21 protein-coding genes and 1 riboswitch are annotated in these 20963 nt (G+C 45.6%); of the genes, 5 read left to right on the forward strand and 16 right to left on the reverse strand.

Annotated elements, in window-relative coordinates:
- Window positions 1-41: 41 nt before the first annotated feature.
- The 5 genes from XPG1_RS10365 to moaA all read right to left on the reverse strand — a co-directional run bounded on the left by XPG1_RS10365 (window position 42) and on the right by moaA (window position 3168).
- The gene (locus XPG1_RS10365) at window positions 42-752 is read right to left on the reverse strand and encodes a Bax inhibitor-1/YccA family protein (RefSeq protein WP_045959015.1); all 711 of its coding nucleotides are present in this window, start codon (window positions 750-752) and stop codon (window positions 42-44) included.
- Window positions 753-943: 191 nt separating this feature from the next.
- Window positions 944-1417, reverse strand: coding sequence for a molybdopterin synthase catalytic subunit MoaE (gene moaE / locus XPG1_RS10370; RefSeq protein ID WP_045959016.1), 474 nt, complete (start codon window positions 1415-1417; stop codon window positions 944-946).
- Between the two features lie 2 nt (window positions 1418-1419).
- On the reverse strand, window positions 1420-1665 hold the full coding sequence (moaD, locus tag XPG1_RS10375) for a molybdopterin synthase sulfur carrier subunit (protein ID WP_045959017.1): 246 nt from the start codon (window positions 1663-1665) through the stop codon (window positions 1420-1422).
- Window positions 1662-2141 carry a cyclic pyranopterin monophosphate synthase MoaC gene (gene moaC / locus XPG1_RS10380; RefSeq protein WP_045959018.1) on the reverse strand — a complete coding sequence of 160 codons (480 nt, stop codon included), beginning with the start codon at window positions 2139-2141 and terminating at the stop codon, window positions 1662-1664. Before moaC ends, moaD begins: the two co-directional genes overlap by 4 nt.
- Window positions 2142-2187: 46 nt before the next feature.
- Window positions 2188-3168, reverse strand: coding sequence for a GTP 3',8-cyclase MoaA (gene moaA, locus XPG1_RS10385; RefSeq protein ID WP_045959019.1), 981 nt, complete (start codon window positions 3166-3168; stop codon window positions 2188-2190).
- Window positions 3158-3313: riboswitch (molybdenum cofactor riboswitch) on the reverse strand. (Overlaps the previous gene by 11 nt.)
- 280 nt (window positions 3314-3593) lie before the next feature.
- On the opposite strand from moaA, the gene yvcK reads away from it, so the two are divergent.
- Complete coding sequence (yvcK, locus tag XPG1_RS10390) at window positions 3594-4502, forward strand: uridine diphosphate-N-acetylglucosamine-binding protein YvcK (protein WP_045959020.1); 909 nt, start codon at window positions 3594-3596, stop codon at window positions 4500-4502.
- Window positions 4503-4544: 42 nt separating this feature from the next.
- Here yvcK and uvrB read toward each other — a convergent pair whose 3' ends face one another.
- The 5 genes from uvrB to bioB form a co-directional block, all read right to left on the reverse strand.
- A complete protein-coding gene (uvrB, locus tag XPG1_RS10395) occupies window positions 4545-6572 on the reverse strand; it encodes an excinuclease ABC subunit UvrB (RefSeq protein ID WP_045959021.1) in 2028 nt (675 codons plus the stop codon).
- Window positions 6573-7237: 665 nt separating this feature from the next.
- Entirely contained in the window at window positions 7238-7921 is a 684-nt protein-coding gene (bioD, locus tag XPG1_RS10400) for a dethiobiotin synthase (RefSeq protein WP_045959022.1), read from the reverse strand.
- Complete coding sequence (gene bioC, locus XPG1_RS10405; RefSeq protein WP_045959023.1) at window positions 7911-8684, reverse strand: malonyl-ACP O-methyltransferase BioC; 774 nt, start codon at window positions 8682-8684, stop codon at window positions 7911-7913. Before bioC ends, bioD begins: the two co-directional genes overlap by 11 nt.
- Window positions 8668-9819, reverse strand: a complete 1152-nt coding sequence (bioF, locus tag XPG1_RS10410) for an 8-amino-7-oxononanoate synthase (RefSeq protein WP_045960667.1) — start codon at window positions 9817-9819, stop codon at window positions 8668-8670. Before bioF ends, bioC begins: the two co-directional genes overlap by 17 nt.
- Window positions 9819-10859, reverse strand: a complete 1041-nt coding sequence (gene bioB, locus XPG1_RS10415) for a biotin synthase BioB (protein ID WP_045960668.1) — start codon at window positions 10857-10859, stop codon at window positions 9819-9821. The genes bioF and bioB overlap by 1 nt, the downstream gene beginning before the upstream one ends.
- Window positions 10860-10955: 96 nt before the next feature.
- Here bioB and bioA point away from each other — a divergent pair, with 96 nt between their 5' ends.
- Window positions 10956-12224 carry an adenosylmethionine--8-amino-7-oxononanoate transaminase gene (gene bioA, locus XPG1_RS10420; RefSeq protein ID WP_045960669.1) on the forward strand — a complete coding sequence of 423 codons (1269 nt, stop codon included), beginning with the start codon at window positions 10956-10958 and terminating at the stop codon, window positions 12222-12224.
- 237 nt (window positions 12225-12461) lie between these two features.
- On the opposite strand, the gene XPG1_RS10425 is transcribed toward bioA, so the two are convergent.
- On the reverse strand, window positions 12462-13037 hold the full coding sequence (locus XPG1_RS10425) for a hypothetical protein (protein WP_231852996.1): 576 nt from the start codon (window positions 13035-13037) through the stop codon (window positions 12462-12464).
- 261 nt (window positions 13038-13298) lie between these two features.
- Entirely contained in the window at window positions 13299-14285 is a 987-nt protein-coding gene (pgl, locus tag XPG1_RS10430) for a 6-phosphogluconolactonase (RefSeq protein ID WP_045959025.1), read from the reverse strand.
- A 139-nt stretch (window positions 14286-14424) separates the two neighbouring features.
- Between pgl and XPG1_RS10435 the strand changes: the two genes are divergently transcribed.
- Window positions 14425-15240, forward strand: coding sequence for a pyridoxal phosphatase (locus XPG1_RS10435; protein WP_045959026.1), 816 nt, complete (start codon window positions 14425-14427; stop codon window positions 15238-15240).
- A 96-nt stretch (window positions 15241-15336) separates the two neighbouring features.
- Here XPG1_RS10435 and modC read toward each other — a convergent pair whose 3' ends face one another.
- From modC to XPG1_RS17610, 4 genes are all read right to left on the reverse strand, one after another.
- Window positions 15337-16398, reverse strand: coding sequence for a molybdenum ABC transporter ATP-binding protein ModC (gene modC, locus XPG1_RS10440; protein WP_045959027.1), 1062 nt, complete (start codon window positions 16396-16398; stop codon window positions 15337-15339).
- Window positions 16392-17084: a molybdate ABC transporter permease subunit gene (gene modB, locus XPG1_RS10445; RefSeq protein ID WP_045960671.1), complete on the reverse strand. Its 693-nt coding sequence runs from the start codon at window positions 17082-17084 to the stop codon at window positions 16392-16394. Before modB ends, modC begins: the two co-directional genes overlap by 7 nt.
- 17 nt (window positions 17085-17101) lie before the next feature.
- On the reverse strand, window positions 17102-17872 hold the full coding sequence (gene modA / locus XPG1_RS10450) for a molybdate ABC transporter substrate-binding protein (protein WP_045959028.1): 771 nt from the start codon (window positions 17870-17872) through the stop codon (window positions 17102-17104).
- A 213-nt stretch (window positions 17873-18085) separates the two neighbouring features.
- The gene (locus tag XPG1_RS17610; RefSeq protein ID WP_045959029.1) at window positions 18086-18229 is read right to left on the reverse strand and encodes an AcrZ family multidrug efflux pump-associated protein; all 144 of its coding nucleotides are present in this window, start codon (window positions 18227-18229) and stop codon (window positions 18086-18088) included.
- A 178-nt stretch (window positions 18230-18407) separates the two neighbouring features.
- Here XPG1_RS17610 and modE point away from each other — a divergent pair, with 178 nt between their 5' ends.
- Window positions 18408-19199, forward strand: coding sequence for a molybdenum-dependent transcriptional regulator (gene modE, locus XPG1_RS10460; RefSeq protein ID WP_045959030.1), 792 nt, complete (start codon window positions 18408-18410; stop codon window positions 19197-19199).
- Window positions 19200-19360: 161 nt separating this feature from the next.
- Window positions 19361-20845 carry a molybdate ABC transporter ATP-binding protein ModF gene (modF, locus tag XPG1_RS10465; protein WP_045959031.1) on the forward strand — a complete coding sequence of 495 codons (1485 nt, stop codon included), beginning with the start codon at window positions 19361-19363 and terminating at the stop codon, window positions 20843-20845.
- Window positions 20846-20963: the final 118 nt, after the last annotated feature.

Below are 20963 nucleotides of genomic sequence, written 5' to 3' on the forward strand. Positions count from 1 at the left end.
GCCGGGTTCTTATATTAAAAAATAAGGCGATATATCCGCAGTTATCGGCGATCACCCAAAATACGCAGCAACATCAGGAACAGATTAATGAAGTCCAGATACAGAGTCAGTGCGCCCGTAATAGAATACCTGCGCAAGTTCTCTCTATCATTCATATCCAGCTCTTCCCCCATTTCTTTCAGTTTTTGGGTATCGTACGCAGTCAAGCCAGCAAAAACCAAAACACCAATATAAGTGATGACCCACGTTAATGCGGAGTTTTTCAGCCAGAGGTTCAACAGAGAAGCCAGAACGATACCAATGAGCCCCATAAATAGGAAGTTACCCAGACCACTGAGGCTACGCTTGGTGGTATAACCATAAACGCTCAATGCGCCGAACATCCCCGCTGACACAATAAAGGTACTGGCAATAGAACTAGCGGTATAAGCCACAAAGATGACCGAGAGTGTCAACCCGGTCAACATGGAGTACAGCATAAACAGCCCTGTTGCCAGCGCCCCGCTCATTTTATGCACTAAACCAGACAGCACAAACACCAGTGCAAGCTGTGCAATCACCAAACCATAAAAAATAATGTTGCTGGAAGTAATGATGGAGAAAATTTCAGCGGTATTTGCCACATACCCTGCAACAAATGCCGTTAACAGCAGGCCACAAGTCATCCAGCCATAAACTTGCGCCATATAACTTTGTATACCAGAACCCGCTTTCTGGACAATCGAATCATTAGGACGTTGATATCGATCCATGACGATTACCTTTTCATAAAAGAGTTTAAGGATTAAGACTGTTAAAAAACAACCCACTTAAAAGCTATACATTAGCATAGAACATGAATAAAACCATCCGCCAATTAATGGCTATTTCAGTGATATATTATTTATCCAGCCCGTTTTCAAGATAATTCACAAAACAACCCCTTGAACACAATTTCAGCCTATTATGACCCGAATGATGACCAACGGTTTATTGCCTCCTGATCACTTTGTCTCGTTTCGACCCAACGTTCTCCCTCTCCCTGCGCAAGCGATTCTTTTTTCCAGAAGGGGGCCTGCGTTTTCAGATAATCCATAATAAATTCAGCCGCCATAAAAGCCCTATGACGGTGAGAGCTGGTCACGCCAACAAAGACAATCTCATCCCCCGGGTACAGTTCTCCCACGCGATGGATAACGCTGACTCGTTGTAAAGGCCAGCGTTGGCGCGCTTCATCAACAATGTTCTGTAACTGCTTTTCTGTCATGCCAGGATAATGTTCCAATGTCAGTGAATGAACGCTATCTCCCAGGTTATGGTGACGAACTTTGCCGGTAAAAGTCACTATTGCTCCTTCTTCATCACCCTGTGAGAGCCATTGATATTCTTCACCGACATGGAACACCTCGCGTTGAACATTGATCCGAGTATTTTCCATTGTTATCCTCCCGTCACCGGCGGGAAAAACGCCACTTCATCACCGTCATGTAAGGCCTGTTCGGCATGGACAAAAGATTGATTCACCGCAAATAACAATTTACCTTCTTCCAATGCCAACGCCCATCGTTCACCTTTTTCAATCAGTGCATGTCGGAGATGCGCAACCGTTGGGTAATCATTCGGCAATTCAAGTAAATCGATTCCTACCAACTCACGGACTTGAGCAAAAAAGAGTACTTTTATCATACGCTCACCTTAAAATGCCCTGATTTACCGCCACTTTTTTCCAATAACCGTATCGGCCCAATCACCATATCCTTTTGCACAGCTTTGCACATATCATAAATCGTCAACGCGGCCACAGATGCCGCAGTCAGAGCCTCCATCTCCACGCCGGTTTTGCCGGCCAGGCGGCAGCAAGATTCAATCCTGACACGATTGTGTTCTGTTTGTGCTTCCAATTGAATATCCACTTTGCTAAGCAGTAGCGGGTGGCAAAGGGGGATCAGATCCCATGTCCGTTTTGCTGCCTGAATTCCGGCGATACGGGCGGTCGCAAAAACATCGCCTTTGTGATGCCCACCGGCAATGATCATGGCTAAGGTTTCCGCCTGCATTTCAACGAATGCTTCTGCCCGTGCTTCACGGACAGTCTCCGATTTGGCAGAAATATCCACCATATGGGCTTCCCCCGCAGGATTGATATGGGTTAATTGCGGCATTCTTTGCTCCTAAATATTACGCCTGAAAATGAATCTGGCAGTGACATTAACCACCAATAAAAGAGAGATTCGGGGTAATACCACTGTCCCCTTGATGTAAGAAGTGAGTTTCACGTTTATGGCCTAATCCTCCTTGAATGCGTCGTTTCAACGCGTCAAGTGAGACGTCATCAGCCAATAAATCACGCAACGGAATACCCTGTTCACCAAACAGGCACAAATGAAGGTTGCCAATAGCGGAGACTCGCAGGCGGTTACAGCTTTGGCAGAAATTTTTTTCATACGGCATGATAAGACCAATTTCTCCCTGATAATCAGGATGACGGAAAACATGAGCCGGTCCGTCACTGCGCGCACGCGGCCGCAGCTGCCAACCTTGTTGCAACAGTTGGCGGCGAATGACTTCACCAGAAAGGTGATGGCGATGAAAAATATCACTGCCTTCCCCCGTTTCCATCAGTTCGATAAAACGCAATTGGATAGAGCGGTGTTGAATCCAGTGAAGAAACGCAGGCAGGCTGGCATCATTTTGATTTTTCATCAGCACCGCATTCACTTTTACCGTGTTGAATCCCGCTTCAAAAGCCGCATCAATACCACGCATAATCTGAAAAAATTTATCCTGCCCGGTGATGGCATAAAATTGGCGGGGATCTAAACTATCAACACTCACGTTAATGGCGGTCAGACCCGCCGATTTCCATTGAGAAACTTCCCGTGCCATCCGGTAGCCATTCGTTGTGACCGCAATTTTTTTGATTTGCGGATTTTCGTGAACGGCAGCGATAATGTCACAGAAATCACGCCGCATCGTTGGCTCTCCCCCTGTCAGGCGGATTTTCTCTGTACCAAGTTCAGCAAATGCCCGGCTGACACGACGAATTTCCGGCAGAGAAAGAAAAGATTGATGACCATGAGGCCGATATCCATCAGGCAGACAGTAGGTGCAACGAAAATTGCACACATCCGTAATCGATAATCTCAAATAATAGAACTTGCGCAAAAACGCATCTACGAGTTGTTCCACAATAACACCTTCCAAGTACGGGAGATGCCGGTATTTCTACCTTGCATCCTGGTGACTCAAGAGCCACGGCCAGTGCATCATATCAATGTGGTATCCATTTGATAAACAGCGACTTAGACACAGAGGCTAGGCGTTAGTATCCGTTAAATTTGGCTATAAACGACAATGCGAATGACGATGGACACGCCCGGAATTCTAACGCTTAAGAAAATAAAAAGCGAATCCACAATCCAATATATACCTTATTAGGCAACGAGTTACCGCTAGATAACGCTCAAAGTATGACGGTGTTTCCACGCAGTCACATTGAATATAAGGGAAATAGATTGTACAAAATTACACCAACCTTCTGAAAGCATTATATTTTGTGATAAATTAGATGAGGTTTATTTAATCCCCTACGTTTAGTCAGTAATAGGAATCCTATGCGAAATCGCTCATTAGCTGATCTGGATCGCGTTGTCGCTCTCGGCGGCGGTCATGGACTTGGACGCGTGATGTCTTCCCTTTCCTCCCTCGGAAGCCGTCTGACAGGCATTGTCACGACCACGGATAATGGGGGTTCAACCGGTAGAATACGACGCTCAGAAGGCGGGATCGCATGGGGAGATATGCGTAATTGCCTCAATCAGTTAATCACGGAACCAACCATTGCTTCTGCCATGTTTGAATATCGGTTCAGCGGTAAAGGCGAATTATCCGGGCATAATTTGGGCAATTTAATGTTGAAGGCTTTAGATCATTTAAGCGTCCGTCCTCTTGAAGCCATTAATTTGATCCGCAATTTATTGAAAGTCAACGCACAGTTGATTCCCATGTCAGAGCAATCGGTTGATTTAATGGCCATCGATGAGCAAGGTAATACCGTGTATGGCGAAGTGAATGTCGATCAACTCAATGGTGTACCACAAGCGCTTGCCCTTTATCCTCATGTCAACACGACGAAAGAAGCACTGGAGGCGATTGAGCAAGCAGATTTAATTCTGATCGGACCTGGCAGTTTTTTCACCAGCCTAATGCCATTGTTATTATTGGAAGATTTAACGCAATCCCTGCGACGTAGCAACGCGAATATGATTTATATCGGTAACTTAGGGAAAGAGCTGAGTCATGCGGCAACAAAGCTAACGTTAAAAGATAAAATTGACATTATGGAAAATAAGATTGGCCGCAAAATGATCCATGCACTGATTGTCGGCCCACGTACAGATATCAGCGCCTTTACGGATCGAATTGTGACCCAACAGGTTTTGGAAGCGCAGGATATCCCTTATCGCCATGATCGTGAATTATTACGCCAGGCAATTGAATACACGCTGCAAAAATTGGGTTAGCGATGTGCCTGAGCATTGTGCCCACGGCACAATGCTCATGACTCAGGCGTTGGTGATAAATTGTGCCCGTAATGTCTGAACCTGATCACGGAGATTAGCCGCTTGTTCAAATTCCAAGTCCCGTGCATGTTGGTACATTTTATCTTCCAGTTCACGGATTTTATGTTCCAGCTCTTTCGCGGATAAATGGCGGTAATCCCTCGTCTCTCCGGCAATTTTACGCTTACCTTTGGCTTTTCCTTTACCATCAACAGGTTGACCAATTTTCAGAATGTCACCGATTTTTTTATTCAGCCCTTGCGGTACAATACCGTGTTCTTGATTAAATGCCTGCTGTTTGGCGCGACGACGCTCCGTTTCATCAATGGCTTTCGCCATCGACCCCGTCACTCTATCACCGTATAAAATTGCTTTACCGTGTAGATGACGCGCTGCACGGCCGATAGTCTGGATCAGAGAGCGCTCTGAACGCAGGAAACCCTCTTTATCTGCATCTAAAATGGCAACCAGGGAAACTTCCGGCATATCCAGACCTTCACGCAATAAGTTAATACCGACCAAAACATCGAATTCACCAAGACGAAGATCACGGATAATTTCCACCCGTTCCACGGTGTCAATGTCGGAGTGAAGATAACGCACCCGCTCACCATGCTCTTCCAGGTATTCCGTCAGATCTTCGGCCATACGTTTAGTTAAGGTCGTGACCAACACCCGCTCATTTTTTGCCGCCCGGATACGGATTTCAGATAACAGATCATCCACTTGAGTTGCCACAGGGCGAACTTCAATTTCGGGGTCAATTAACCCCGTCGGACGCACGACTTGTTCGACAAGTTCATTGCCCGATTTTTCCAATTCATAATGACCCGGCGTCGCTGAAATATAAATGGTCTGTGGCGCCAATGCTTCAAATTCTTCAAACCGCAATGGCCGGTTATCCAGCGCTGACGGCAAACGGAAACCGTACTCCACTAATGTTTCTTTGCGGGATCGATCGCCCCGGTACATTCCGCCGATCTGCGGAATAGTGACGTGAGATTCATCAACCACCAGCAAACCGTCTGCCGGAAGGTAGTCAAATAGCGTTGGCGGAGGTTCTCCGGCAGAACGACCTGACAGATAACGAGAATAGTTTTCAATGCCAGAACAGTAGCCCAGTTCACTCATCATTTCGAGATCGAACTGTGTTCGCTGAGTAATACGCTGCTCTTCCAATAATTTGTCTGACGCCAACAACACCTTACGCCGCTGCACTAATTCCGCTTTGATCGCCTCCATCGCCTGAAGGATGCGTTCACGCGGGGTGACATAGTGCGTCTTGGGATAAACAGTATAACGCGGCACCGAGTACACGATCTGCCCTGTCAGCGGATCAAACAGGGAAAGACGTTCAACTTCATCATCGAACAACTCCACACGCAGCGCCTGTTCATCTGATTCTGCGGGAAAAATATCAATCACTTCACCACGGACCCGGAATGTGCCTCGCTGGAAGGCCTGATCATTACGGGTATATTGCAGTTCTGCCAAACGACGCAAGATAGCACGCTGGTCAATTAACATACCTTCCGTTAAATGCAGCATCATTTTCAAATAACTATCAGGATCACCCAGGCCGTAAATCGCAGAAACAGAGGCAACGACAACGACATCACGACGTTCCAGCAACGCTTTTGTTGCCGACAGGCGCATCTGCTCTATATGTTCGTTCACGGAAGCGTCTTTTTCGATAAAGGTATCGGAGCTAGGCACATAGGCTTCCGGCTGGTAGTAATCGTAGTAGGAGACAAAATATTCTACGGCATTCTCAGGAAAGAACGCTTTCATCTCGCTATAAAGCTGTGCGGCCAATGTTTTATTGGGAGCAAGGATCAGGGTAGGACGATTTATGTTTGCGATAACATTGGCAATCGTAAATGTTTTACCCGATCCGGTTACCCCTAACAGCGTCTGATGAGCCAGTCCATCTTCCAGCCCTTCCTGTAATTGCCGGATAGCCGATGGCTGATCGCCTCCCGGTTTAAAATCAGAATGCAACTTAAAAACCTTACTCGTTTCTTTGCTCATTTTTCCCGCACCATCCCCTGAAAACCCCTTTTTATCATACTGGATAAAAAAACAGCTTCAAGCAAGTTGAAAAAATAATGGTGTTTTTGTTGGCAAGACGATCTTAGAACGATCAAAAAATAGCGGCAAATCACCACTTGGCGCAATATTTACCACCAGGTGATATTCACATGATGATATTAACCTTTAATTAACATGAATCGTGACGATGTTTATCCCCAGATGATGGGATTGCTTTTTCCTATTTTTGCACTCGTTACTGAAATGATAAGACACCAAATCACCAAAGAAGAAAGAAAGAAATTGCTTTTATATAATAAGTTGATTTTTAATCAAAAAAAATCCGAGTAGAGAATAACAACAAATCTCGCCAAAGCCGCGTGTTGCCTTGCACGAGGATACTTTTCTAAAACTAATACACAGGGTTATCCACAAGAATAGTGGATAACTCAGCAAAACCTATTAAGCATGGGTGATCGCGGAGCGATCCTTGTTTATCAATTATTTTCAATAACGGAATATTTTGGTGCTGTTTTAGGATTGCTCTACGTTATTCGTTGTTTAAAAACCAGACAGAAATTGTCGAAACAAAATACTTATCACGTAAAAAAAATCGGCTAAAATGTCACGCTTGAAACTTATTTTAGCCAACTTAAAGTAAACAATTACTTAACCAGTGGATCAATCGTCATATATTGACCGATGTTATCGCTATCACTGAATTCCCCCAGATGAGGAAGAACGCCCAGTAAAGGCGCAGGGATCATACGTTCCAGTGTCGCCAAATATGCCGCCTGATATTTGCCCGCCGGTTCAATTTCATTAGCAACCCAACCGACCAGTTTCAGGCCAGAAGACTGAATCGCTTTTACGGTTAATACAGCATGGTTAATACAACCCAATTTAACACCGACGGTTAAAATGACCGGTAAATCTTCCTGAATAACCCAATCCGCAAAAGTCATGTTTTCCGATAGTGGTGTATACCATCCCCCGGCGCCTTCAATCAAAATCCAGTCAGATTTTTTTGTCAGGACGTCCAATCCCGCAGATAAGACGGAAAACTCGATTGGCTGATTAAGCGCCGCACTCACAATATGGGGTGATGTGGGTTCAACAAAGGCCAGAGGATTCACCTCCTGATAGGTTAATGACACCGTGCTGTGACGTTGCAGAGCCAGCGCATCACCATTACGTATCCCCTCTGTTGTCATTTCACTGCCGGATGCCACCGGCTTGTAACCTGCTGTCTGATAACCTTTTTTCTTCGCAGCCTGCAACAAAGCACAGCTCACAACCGTTTTACCGACTTCAGTATCGGTGCCTGTCAGAAAATACTTATTTGTCACAATAAATGACTCCAAAAACAATTTGATAACTTAACGGATAATTTCCATGATTCCGTGGGTATGCTTCGGCAAGGGCATTGATGCGTTTTCTGGTCATTAATCCGCGCTGGCGGCCATGATGAAGGTGTGTGGCTCCGATCCCCTTTAAAGAGTTCAGTAGTGGCAAAAGTTGTGGGTAGCACTGCAGATATTTCCGGTGAATGATTTTATGTTGATAGGATTGACATGCTTGTGTAATGGCTCGCAGAGGCAAAAATTGATTAATATGCTGATAATCATCCACCTGCTTCCACGCAGTGGCCAATTCATTCAGTGAGTCCTGCGCCAGAGTGGAAAACACGATCAGGCCACCAGGTCGGGTAACACGATAAAACTCCCGCAATGCACTTGGCAAATCACCACACCATTGTACCGCCAGATTACTGAAACAGATGTCCACACTGCTTTCCGCCAACCCCAGATGTTCGATATCCCCTTGCAGATAATAATCGGCAACTTGTTGTCCTTTTGCGTGGTTTAACATGCCAGCAGCCAAATCCAGCGCAATCACTTGTTTACCCTGCTGTTTCCAACGGGCACTAAAAAATCCCGTCCCACAGCCGGCATCCAATACCCGTATGCCTGTATTTTCAGCTTGTACCAGCGTCATCAGGTAGTCACCCGTTTGCTGTTGTAATTTTGCCACCGCGTCATATTTAGAAGCCGCACGACCAAAAGCACCGGCAATCGCGTGTTTATCAATGGCATTAACCGCCAACACCATGCAACGCCTCCAGTAATGTATCTATATCGTACCGTGTATGGTTTGCGGTCAGCGTAATGCGCAATCGCGCACTCGCCGTGGGAACCGTTGGCGGAAGGATCGCTTTGACCCACACTTTTTTTTGCCTGAGAACATCAGACAACGCGGTACAACGTGCATTGTCACCAATAATGAGTGGCTGAATGGCGGTTTCTGAATCCATCAAGACAAAAGGGAGATGCTGTGCTTCATGGCGGAAATAACGAATATTGTTTTGCAGCCGTTGGCGCAGTTCATTGCCTGCTCTGATTTGTCGGACAGCTTCGGAAAGGGCGATTGCCTGTGCCGGTGGCATTGCAGTACTGTAAATCAGATGTCTGGCGTATTGGAGCAAGTATTCTGCGGTTTGTTCATCACATAAAACCGCGGCGCCACTCAAGCCAAAGGCTTTACCAAAAGTGATGATCAAAATCTCCGGTTTCACATTTTGCATCCAGCAACTTCCTCGCCCTTCGTCACCGTGAATGCCAATGCCATGAGCATCATCCACCATCAGCCAGCCTGCCGCCGCTTTCGCTTGCTGAGCAATAGCGCCAAGGGGGGCACAATCCCCATCCATACTGAAAACACCTTCCGTCACCACCAGCGTTTTGCCGCCACCTGTTTTTGCCAAATGCCGTTGCAGTGATCCCATATTGTTGTGCCGAAACCGCCGATACTGTGCGGGAGAAAGCATGGCAGCCTCCAGCAACGAAGCATGACTCAGGCGATCAGCAATAATGCGATCTTCTTTTTCCATCAAAGCCGCAATCACCCCTTGATTAGCGGCATAACCCGAAATGAAGAGTAAGGCGCGGGAGTACCCCAGCCATTCTGCCAATTGTTGTTCCAGCACCTGATGCGCAACGGTATAGCCTGTAACATGGCCTGACGCGCCACTCCCCACCCCATGCTGTTCAGCCCCTTGCTGCCAGGCCGCAATGATCCGGGGATGCCGGCTTAATCCAAGATAATCGTTGCTGGAAAAATTCAGATATTGACCATCTGAAGTGAACAGTAACCGCCCATCCGATCCCTGATGGACTTGCCTATTCCGCCACAGCGAAGTGCCCCGACGTTCGGCCAAACGCCGTGAGAGAGAATCTGACCAGTTCATCATAGCGCCGCATTATAGAATTGTTCGTTATCAGTATGATGAATAATGGCTTCAGTCAGATGCTGCTGCTGTTGATTATCACCGAATGCCGTTTTTGTCTGTTGAGGATTGATGCCTAAACGACGGAAGAGTTGCAAATCTTGATCTTCATCCGGGTTGGGGGTCGTCAATAATTTGCAGCCGTAAAAAATGGAGTTGGCACCTGCCATAAAACACATGGCCTGAGTTTGTTCATTCATCTGTTCACGACCCGCAGATAAACGGACATACGATGTTGGCATCATGATCCGTGCGACCGCAATGGTACGGATAAAGTCAAAAGGATCGACATCTTCATTATCTTCCAATGGTGTTCCTTTGACTTTTACCAACATATTGATCGGCACACTTTCCGGCGGTTTAGGTAAATTGGCCAATTGCACCAATAATGCTGCCCGATCACGAATTTGCTCCCCCAAACCAATAATGCCCCCGGAACAGACTTTAATACCGGCATCCCGGACATTATCCAATGTATCCAATCTGTCCTGATAACTGCGTGTAGTGATAATGTTGCCGTAAAATTCTGGCGAAGTGTCTAAGTTATGGTTGTAATAGTCCAGACCCGCTTCAGCCAAACGTTGTGCCTGAGAGGGATTCAACATGCCCAGCGTCATGCAGGTTTCCATACCCAATGCTTTGACTTCACTGACCATTTTTTCCAGATACGGCATATCCCGTTCATGCGGGTTTTTCCAGGCGGCACCCATACAAAAACGGGTTGAACCCGCCTTTTTAGCTTTGCGGGCCGATTCAATGACGGTTTCCACTTCCATCAGCCGCTCTTTTTCCAGACCGGTTTTATAACGGGAACTTTGTGGGCAGTATTTGCAGTCTTCCGGGCAGGCGCCGGTCTTGATGGAAAGCAGGGTACTGACTTGTACTTGTTGTGGGTCAAAATGCTCACGATGTACCTGTTGAGCCTGAAATAATAATTCAAAAAAAGGCTTATCAAACAAGTGCTGTGCCTGTTTGATTGTCCATTGTTGACGCTCGCTCACAATCGTATCTCCCATGAGAAAAAACGTTGTCAGTTTAAATAATGCCGTTATCATGTCAACCAAAAGCAATCAAAAAAGGTTTACAACAAAATGATCATGACACCTTCCGATCTTGAATTTGACCAACGCCATATTTGGCATCCTTATACCTCAATGACCAATCCACTTCCCACTTATCCGGTCGTATCTGCCCGCGGCGTAGAACTGGTGTTATCAGACGGCCGAACATTAATTGATGGCATGTCCTCATGGTGGTCAGCTATCCACGGTTATCATCACCCCGTTCTTAATGAGGCGGCAAAGGCTCAGATCGATAAGATGTCACATGTTATGTTCGGCGGTATCACCCACTCTCCTGCGATTGAGCTGTGTAAACAATTAGTTGCGATGACCCCTGCGGCACTGGAATGTGTTTTTTTAGCTGATTCAGGATCGGTTGCCGTCGAAGTCGCCCTAAAAATGGCACTGCAATATTGGCAGGCTAAAGGGGAAAAACGCCATCGCTTCCTGACATTACGTCATGGTTATCATGGTGACACATTGGGTGCCATGTCTGTCTGCGATCCAGACAACGCCATGCATAACTTGTATACAGGCTACCTTCCCAATCACCTGTTTGCTGATGCACCACAATGTGCGTTTGGTGATGAGTGGCGACCGGAAGATATTGATTCTCTGCATCAGTTGTTACTGCAACACCATGATGAAATTGCCGCCGTGGTTTTAGAGCCGATTGTCCAGGGTGCGGGGGGAATGCGAATTTATCATGCTGAATATCTGCGCCGGGTTCGCCAACTTTGCGATGAATATCAAATTTTGTTGATAACAGACGAAATTGCGACCGGATTTGGACGAACCGGAAAATTGTTTGCCTGTGAGCACGCCCAGATCGAACCAGATATATTGTGCTTAGGCAAGGCATTAACGGGGGGATATATGACATTATCCGCAACGCTGACTACCCGTCATGTTGCTGAAACCATCAGCCAGGGAGAAGCGGGCTGTTTTATGCATGGCCCCACGTTTATGGGTAACCCGTTGGCGTGTGCCGTTGCCAGTGCCAACCTGAAACTGCTCTCTGATAGCCCGTGGCGGCAACGTATTCAAGCAATTGACGCTCAGTTAAGCACGGAGTTACTCCCGCTCAAGCGACATCATGCGGTCAACGATGTTCGGGTTTTAGGGGCAATCGGCGTTGTTGAAATGAAACAACCGGTTGATGTTGCTTCACTACAATCTCAGTTCGTTCAACGCGGTGTCTGGATCCGGCCATTTGGTCGCTTAATTTACTTAATGCCACCTTATATTATTCAACCAAAACCGTTATCAAGACTGACAAATGCCATTGCGGATGTCATAAAGTGAGGAACCCGATATTTTAGTGACAACAAAAAACACCGATAAAATAAATCACCGACCGCATCATGCAACATATGGCTGCCAGAGATAGAAATAGAACTATTAAATGTGGTGAGATCGATTACAAAGAGGTTATTTCCAGTCACATCAATAATGACGTGACTGGAAAATAACATGTTAATCTGATATCACCGTTATTATTACCGTATTAATATTGATATCTTTAAAAAAATTCAGAGGTTATTATATGTAATTAAAAGAACCAGCGCCTGAAAACTCAATAGGAATAAATGCATGAAACTCATGTTGATAGATTGAAGTTAAATCGCCTAAGTAAATATTCCCCTCAAATAAACGCAAAGTAATATTTTCTTCATTAATAAATAATTGTAGATTAAGCGGAACATTGACGACGGTTTGTATATTTTGCAATACCCCACCCAGGTAAATGTTTTCAAAATTGACTTGTGGCATATCGGGCCCTCCCTGAATATATCCGTTAAACATCACTTGTTGTCCATAATTTGGCTGAGGTCCAATTGTGGATAAACTGGATGTCACTTGAATAAAAGGATAACGACCATATTCCCGGTATGTATTAATGTTGAAGTAACCACTAACATATTCTGACATACCATATCCATAACCACACAATGAAATCATTTTGGGATGCTTTACAAATAAATGTGCTAATTCAGGCTTTTCTTTCGAAACAGTTTCATAGTGTGAGGTGATATTTTCATGCAGTTCATTAGATTTTTTAAATGCTTTTTGCATCTCTTCCTGACTTGGAGATGATAATTTTTTATTGTCCATCATTAATTCCTTGTTTATTTTTTGGGTTCATTGATTTTATTAAATCATTTTAACATCACATCATTACACAAGCGTGATCAATCACGTTGATAAAAATTACTTTTGTTTGTTGTTTAAACTAGGGATGATATTTTTTATGGAATCTATCACAAAAAACCGCGCATAGTGATATAAAATATTTATCGGTTGATGACTAATATTTATCAAAATAGCATTTTCAGATTAAAGAAACCGTTGCCGCACCAAAAATAGCGCGGCTCAGGTTTATAATGCCAAAATCGTCACCCACATCGGGCCTTTGCCAACCGGATAACGCGCCAGAAGGGTCAATACCCCCGAGTACTTATCAATGCGTGACACCGAAATGTGATCAGATTTCTGTCCCGACGCAATCAGGAAATGACCACTGCTATCAATCGCAAAACCACGAGGCTGAGTTTCTGTTGGATAATGCCCGACGAATGTCAGATGATAACCCTCTGCTGAAATACGAAAATGGCTAATCAGACTTTCGGAGCGTTCACTGGTATAAAGATGCCGCCCATCCGGGGTAATGTGAATATCTGCCGACCAACGAACGTTGGCAAAATCGTCGGGTAACGAATCAATGGATTGCACAATACGGTATTTTTCCCATTGACGCAGAACATCAACCGTTGAATCCAATTCATTAATGCAATAAATCGCCGGATTTTTCGGATGGAATGCCATATGGCGCGGGCCAGCACCTGCTGTTGTGGTGATTTCATCTGCCCGGCTTTCTGTCAGATATCCTTGCTTATCCAGATTAAAAATACGGATATGATCTTCTTTCAGGCAGGGGATCAGTAATTGATGATTTTCCCGATCAACATTCGCAGAATGTGGCGCTTGCAACCCTTCAACAATTTGGTGTGGCGCTTTGACAATGCCATTTTCATCAATCGGATGGACGCTTAAGTTATTGAAACTATAAGAAGCAGAAAATAAAAAACGCCCTGTTCTGTCAGTCGATAGATGCGTCGGACTGCCCGGCAATGGCGCAATCGCCCGCGGTTCAAGACGCCCATCTTCCCCAATGGCATAAGTCACGATACTGAATTGCGGACGGATCCCCACATATAAATGCTTGCCATCAGGGTGAACGACCATTGGCTGTACTTCACCCGGCACATTCACCGTCTGGAGAAGCAAAAGTTCCCCTGCCATATTGAGCGACCATACGTGAATTTGTCGGCTGTTTGGGCTGGCTGTATAAACCACCTGTTTCATGTTTTCTCCTTAATGCTTCATTGCCATTTCATTGATCTGTCAAGATTCTTATCTGCTAAACTGCTCACATGACGGTTTAACTCTCTCCGACTCATGTATATTATTCTGTTAATATCATAGACAACCCAGAGGCCAACTTATGTCATATCGCGTTATTGCACTGGATCTTGATGGAACATTGCTCGATCCACAAAAACGTATTTTACCGGAATCACTGGCTGCCCTCAGTGAAGCGCGCCAAGCAGGTATCAAGGTGTTAATTGTGACTGGACGCCATCATGTCGCCATCCATCCTTTCTATCAAGCACTCCAACTTAATACACCTGCCATTTGTTGCAATGGGACTTATTCCTATGATTATGCGGAAAAGAGAGTCCTGGAGTCCAATCCACTCTCAATTCAGGAAGCGTCTCAAGCGCTCTCTTATCTGCAAGATACGGAAATTCAAAATTTAATGTATGTGGACGACGCTATTTTATATCAATTTCCTCATACTGTAGTTCGGACTCTAGCATGGTCAGATTCCCTGCCAGAACACCAACGCCCTAATCTTCAGCAAACGGAAAATTTTCAAGATGCGATTCATGATGTGAATTTCATCTGGAAATTCGCCACCAGCTCACCCAATTTAGTTAAGCTACGTGAAATGAGTCAACAAATTGAAGAAAATGTGGGCCTTGAGTGTGAGTGGTCATGGTTTGATCAGGTCGATATAGCGAAAAAAGGCAACAGTAAAGGTATGCGCTTACGGCAATGGGTGGAATCGCAAGGCTTGAGTATGAACGATGTGATTGCTTTTGGTGATAATTATAACGATCTCAGTATGCTGGAAAGCGCCGGGCTGGGCGTTGCTATGGAAAATGGACCTGATGAGGTCAAAGCACGAGCTGATATTGTCACGCGGGATAATACCCAACCCGGCATCGCTGAAGTCCTGCGAAAATACGTACTGTAATTCGCTCAGGGATTAACGGGAGTCCATTACTGTACTCCCTCTATCACTACCGCTGATTGACCTTATTTCCGACGGCTATCATTTCCTGTGTGTTCATCAGTGACGATTCAACGAAATACTCTTTATCTGTGCATACAACCATTGCCCTGCCCGTAAATTAAGTTCTTCCCGCGCCCAGGGGGTCACTCTCGCCCACAGGCTATGTTCACCCAGCGCCAATTTGACGTCAACCTGACCCTCTTCTTCAAAAAACTCAATCACTTTGACTTGCAACGTATTGCGGATGCTACTGACTTTTGGCCGCTCCGGGACTAAGGAAACGTCTGATGCATCAATACGGATATGCAAATCCGTTCCCGGCATGGCGTCAATTTTTGGTAACCAAAGCGCCTTATCAGCTACTGCGACAGCGGTCATGTGATAACGATGATGATGTTCCATCACCGATACATTCAGTATGCTGCTCAGGTTCTCTTTTTGTAGCCACGGGCGCAGGGCACTGCTTGACCAGATATCTTCCAGGCATCCTGTTGCCCTGACTTTTCCCTGATCCATGACAATGACATGATCTGCCAAACGTAAAATTTCATCCAGGCTGTGACTGACATATAGGATCGGAATTTTGACGTTTTCGGACAACGTTTCGAGATAAGGTAACAACTCACGCTTACGGGGTAAATCTAACGATGCCAGGGGTTCATCCATCAGCAAAATCTCAGGGGCGGTCAATAATGCACGGCCAATCGCCACTCGCTGCTTCTCGCCACCCGATAATGTCATGGGAAAACGTGACAATAAATGTTCAATTCCCAGCAAACTGACAATACGGTCAAATTGCGCTTTCATCTCTGGTGCCATGCCGTATTGTAAGTTCCCTTTCACGCGATAATGCGGGAACAGGCGCGCATCCTGGAAAACATAACCAATCCGGCGCTTTTCCGGTGGCAGAAAGATATTTTGTTCTGTATCCACTAAGGGGGTGCCGTTGAAAACAATACGCCCTTTTTTCGGGCGGCTTAATCCCGCAATGGCGTTAATCAGTGACGTTTTTCCTGCCCCTGACAGCCCGAAGATGGCGGTAATACTTTCTGTTGGCAGAGTCGTCTCAACCTGCATGTGCAACGCCCCCAGATGCTGTTCAAAATCCAGTTCTAACATGCAGCCCCCAAACGTTTTTTCCCCCAACGTGTCAGCCATTCAGAAAGCATCAATGAAATCAGTGCCAGCGCAATTGCAATGAGGCATAAACGCGCTGCGGCGGTTTCAGCACCCGGCATTTCTATCAATGTATACATCGCAAGAGGAATCGTGCGAGTCTCCCCCGGAATATTCGAAACAAAGGTAATCGTTGCACCAAATTCCCCCAACGATCGGGCAAAGGCCAATACCGCCCCCACAATGATGCCAGGCAATGACAACGGTAAGGTAATGGTGAAAAAGACTTTCAGTGATCCCGCACCTAATGTACGGGCGGCCTGTTCCAGCCGACGATCGATACTCTCCAGAGACAACCGAATGGCTCTGACCATCAACGGAAACGCCACCACCGCCGAAGCCAACGCCGCGCCTGTCCAATTAAATGCAAAACTGACACCAAACCAGTCATAAAGAAATTCCCCTATGATCCCGCGGCGCCCCAGACTGATAAGTAACAGATATCCCACCACCACCGGCGGTAACACCAAGGGTAAATGAAGGATACTGTCGAGCAAGGATTTTCCAAAAAACTGACAACGAGCCAACATCCATGCCATTAAGATCCCGAATGGCAGACTGAATAACACAGCAATGCCTGAAATTTTTAAGCTCAGTAAGATTGCCTGCCATTCATATTCACTTAATATCTCCAAAAGATCAGTTCCTACAGTGGAGTAAAGCCGTAGCGTTTAAAAATTGCTGCGGCTTCCGGGGTTTTAAGATAATCATAAAAATCACGAACGGCCTGTTTTTCATGGCCTTTGATTATTGCAATCGGATATTCCACCGGTTTATGGCTTGCAGGTGGAAAAATGCCGACAATTTTCACTTTATTGCTGGCAACAGCATCAGAGCCATAGACAATGCCCAGCGGCGCTTCCGCCCGTTCTACCAGTGCCATACCGCTGCGCACGTTGTTAGCCCGTGCCATCAGGGGATTAACGCTATCCCAGGCCTTCAAATATTGCAGCGCTTCCCTGGCATAAATCCCTACCGGCACATGATCCGGATCGCCAACCGCCAAACGCCCTCCCGCCAGCAGGGATTGCCATTTTGTTTCTCGGTTAATATTAACTTCATTTAATTTGCTCTCTTTAGGGGCAATCAGGGCAAGCTGGTTACCCAATAAGATATGACGGGTATTGTCAGCAATGAATTGCTTATCCGCCGCGTAATTCATCCATTGCTGATCGGCAGAAATAAACATATCTGCTGGCGCACCTTGCACGATTTGACGTGCCAATGTCGAAGATGAAGCATAGACAGCAACAATATCGCCCTGTTTCTCTTTTTTGTATTGTGCTGCAATCTCATCCAGCGCGTTCGTTAATGAAGCAGCAGCAAACACAGTCACGTTATCTGTCGCCCAGAGGTTTCCGATAAACGCAAAAGAGGCCACAGCCCCGGTCAACAACCGATAAACGTTCTTTTTCATTTTACACTCACCCAAGATAATCACTATGGTGCGTTATATATAACAAGATATAACGTCAAATGAACACGTTATGCTAAGATTAATCGGCAAGTTGTGAGCCAGTTTTAGCTTTTATATTCATTTAATGTCAAAGTGGATTGATTTTATGGCTGCTAAGCGGCGTGATGCTGAAGGGATTTTTTCTGGCGAGGAAAAGAGACTCGCCAAATGGTGCTAGGGTTTGATACTCCCCTTCGTTTCATGTTTGGAAATACGGTTAAACACGCCCCCAAGCCCATAAATCAACGCCAAAATAGCCGCCATCGCGACGGGAACCATAATCAGTGCAAATCCCATACTTTTCAGCAATTCAAACATGCTAACCTCATCTCTTTGGGTAACGAACCAATTCACTGTGTCGTCTCTGAACCTGACATAACACAAACGTTAATACCGCTATTCTAGTCAATAAAAAAGTAACAGTAACCGACGAAACGTGCGATTCTTAGAACTCTGTTGTAAGAATCGCACAAATATTTGCCTGAAATGAGCCACTATGCAAGCCCAAATAGTATTAACATTAAAATTACAACAACGCTTGTTCGCTGATCCCCGGCGAATTGAGTTACTCAAGCAGATTAACATCACGGGTTCTATCAGTCAGGGGGCAAAACAGGCAAGGATCAGCTACAAAAGTGCCTGGGATGCCATCAATGACATGAATCAGCTCGCAGATGAGCTATTGGTGAAACGCGCTACCGGCGGGAAAGGAGGCGGGGGAGCCAGACTCACACCGTATGGCGAGCGCCTTCTGCAGCTTTATGATTTGCTAGAAAAAATTCAGCAAAAAGTGTTTGATGCTCTGAAAGATGACTCTCTGCCCTTAAACAGCCTGCTCGCGGCAATATCCCGCGTCTCGTTACAAACCAGTGCCCGCAATCAATTTTTTGGTACGATCACTGAACGTCACCACGAAGATATTCAACAGCAGATCCGTATTCTACTGGCAGATGGTAAAACATCACTCTGTGCGGCCTTGACGGAGCAAAGTGCCAATCGACTGAATTTAGAAAAAGGCAAAGAAGTTCTGGTGTTGATTAAAGCGCCGTGGATAACCTTAACTAAAGAGCCAATTTTTCCGGCTGCATTCGATAATGCGCTATCCGGCCATGTTCACCACATGGAAACAGGAACAGAATACAGTGAAATTATTTTGACCCTTGATGGCGGTGAATCGCTTTGCGTCACACTCTCCCATCAGGCATTCACGCGGTTGCAGCTCCAGCTTCACGATCCGGTCACCGCCCTTTTCAATGCCGATAAAGTGATTATTGCCACTCTGTGTTAAATTTCGCGCCCCTGTCAACCTCACTGTCAGGGGGATAGTGCGATGCTTTCAAATATGTTTAATCCTCAATGAATGACAAACAGAGACACATTGACATTGCACATTATTCCGCTTATTTCTGGTGATCTTTTCGTTGATGTTGCTTAAAAAAAGGAAGAAAAATGTCTGAATTGCAAATAACGCAAGGTCGTTTCCGTTTAAGTGACACCCGTACCCTATGGTTACCGTCACTGAACATTATTTCCGGGGAAAGCTGGGCCTTTGTTGGGGCAAATGGCAGTGGAAAATCTTCGTTAGCCTGCGCCTTGTCGGATAAACTCACTCAACTGACGGGTAAACGTCATTGCTCGTTTCATACCCCCATGCATCTGTCTTTCGAACAATTGCAAAAACTGATTGATGAAGAATGGCAACGCAACAATACCGATCTACTCAGTGAAGGAGAGGAGGATACAGGCAGCACAGCCGCAGAGATCATTCAATGGCACCATAAAGACAATGAATTGTGCCTTGAATTAAGCGAGTATTTTGGTATTAAGGATTTGCTTTCACGGCGATTCAAGTATCTCTCAACCGGGGAAATTCGCAAGGTGCTGTTATGTCAGGCATTAATGGCAGACCCTGATTTGCTTATTCTTGATGAACCTTTTGATGGGTTAGATACTTATGCCCGGCATCAACTGACCCTGTTATTGAGCGCTCTCGCAGCAAAAGACATCACTTTAGTGCTGGTTTTAACCCGATTCCACGAAATTCCTGATTTTGTTGAGCAGGTCGGCGTTTTGGCCGATTGCAGCCTGACGTTGGCCGGGAAAAAAGCATCAATTTTGGCAGAATCCCTTGTCGCGCAACTAGCCCACAGTGAAGCGCTGAAAAATATTCGCCTGCCTGAAACCGATGAATATCAGGCAGATGAGCAACTTCCGGCTGATCAACCATTAGTTTCGATGCGCAATGTGATTATTCAATACAATGACAAACCCATTTTGCATGGCTTGAACTGGCAAGTGAATCCTCATGAACACTGGCAAATTATTGGTGAAAATGGCGCTGGCAAATCAACACTGCTCAGTTTGATCACAGGCGATCATCCCCAAGGCTACTGCAATGAATTAATATTGTTTGGGCGTCAACGGGGCAGTGGGGAAACGATCTGGGACATCAAGCGCCACATAGGTTATGTCAGTCACCGTATTCATCTCGAGTATCGCGTCAGCACCAGCGTTAAAAATGTCATTCTTTCGGGTTTCTTCGATTCAATAGGGCTTTATCAGGCTGTTTCAGATCGGCAGCAGCAGTTAGCTGATGAATGGCTGAGCCTATTGGGGTTATCCGAATCAACCGCAACTGGCCCCTTTCATGATTTGTCATGGGGACAACAGCGACTTGTTCTGATTGCCCGCGCCTTAGTGAAACATCCCGCCTTATTGATTCTGGATGAACCTTTACAAGGGCTTGATCCGCTCAATCGCCAGTTAGTCCTGCGCTTCATTGACATCATGATTGCTCATGGTGATACGCAACTTCTGTTTGTTTCTCATCATCAAGAAGACGCACCACAATGCATTACTCATCGTTTACGATTTATTCCTGATCGTGATATTTATCGGTATGAAACCGAGATCACGTCGCCAGAATCGATATAATTCTTTGTTATAATTCAGTATGTTGCTGTAATCCCCCGCTTAACGGAGGGGGATCTTATGCTATCACACTACCCAACGGCTACCTCTCACCTCAGGCAATATTTTTTGCGGTTTTTTT

The sequence above is a fragment of the Xenorhabdus poinarii G6 genome (genome assembly GCF_000968175.1).
In the GTDB taxonomy this organism is placed as follows: domain Bacteria; phylum Pseudomonadota; class Gammaproteobacteria; order Enterobacterales; family Enterobacteriaceae; genus Xenorhabdus; species Xenorhabdus poinarii.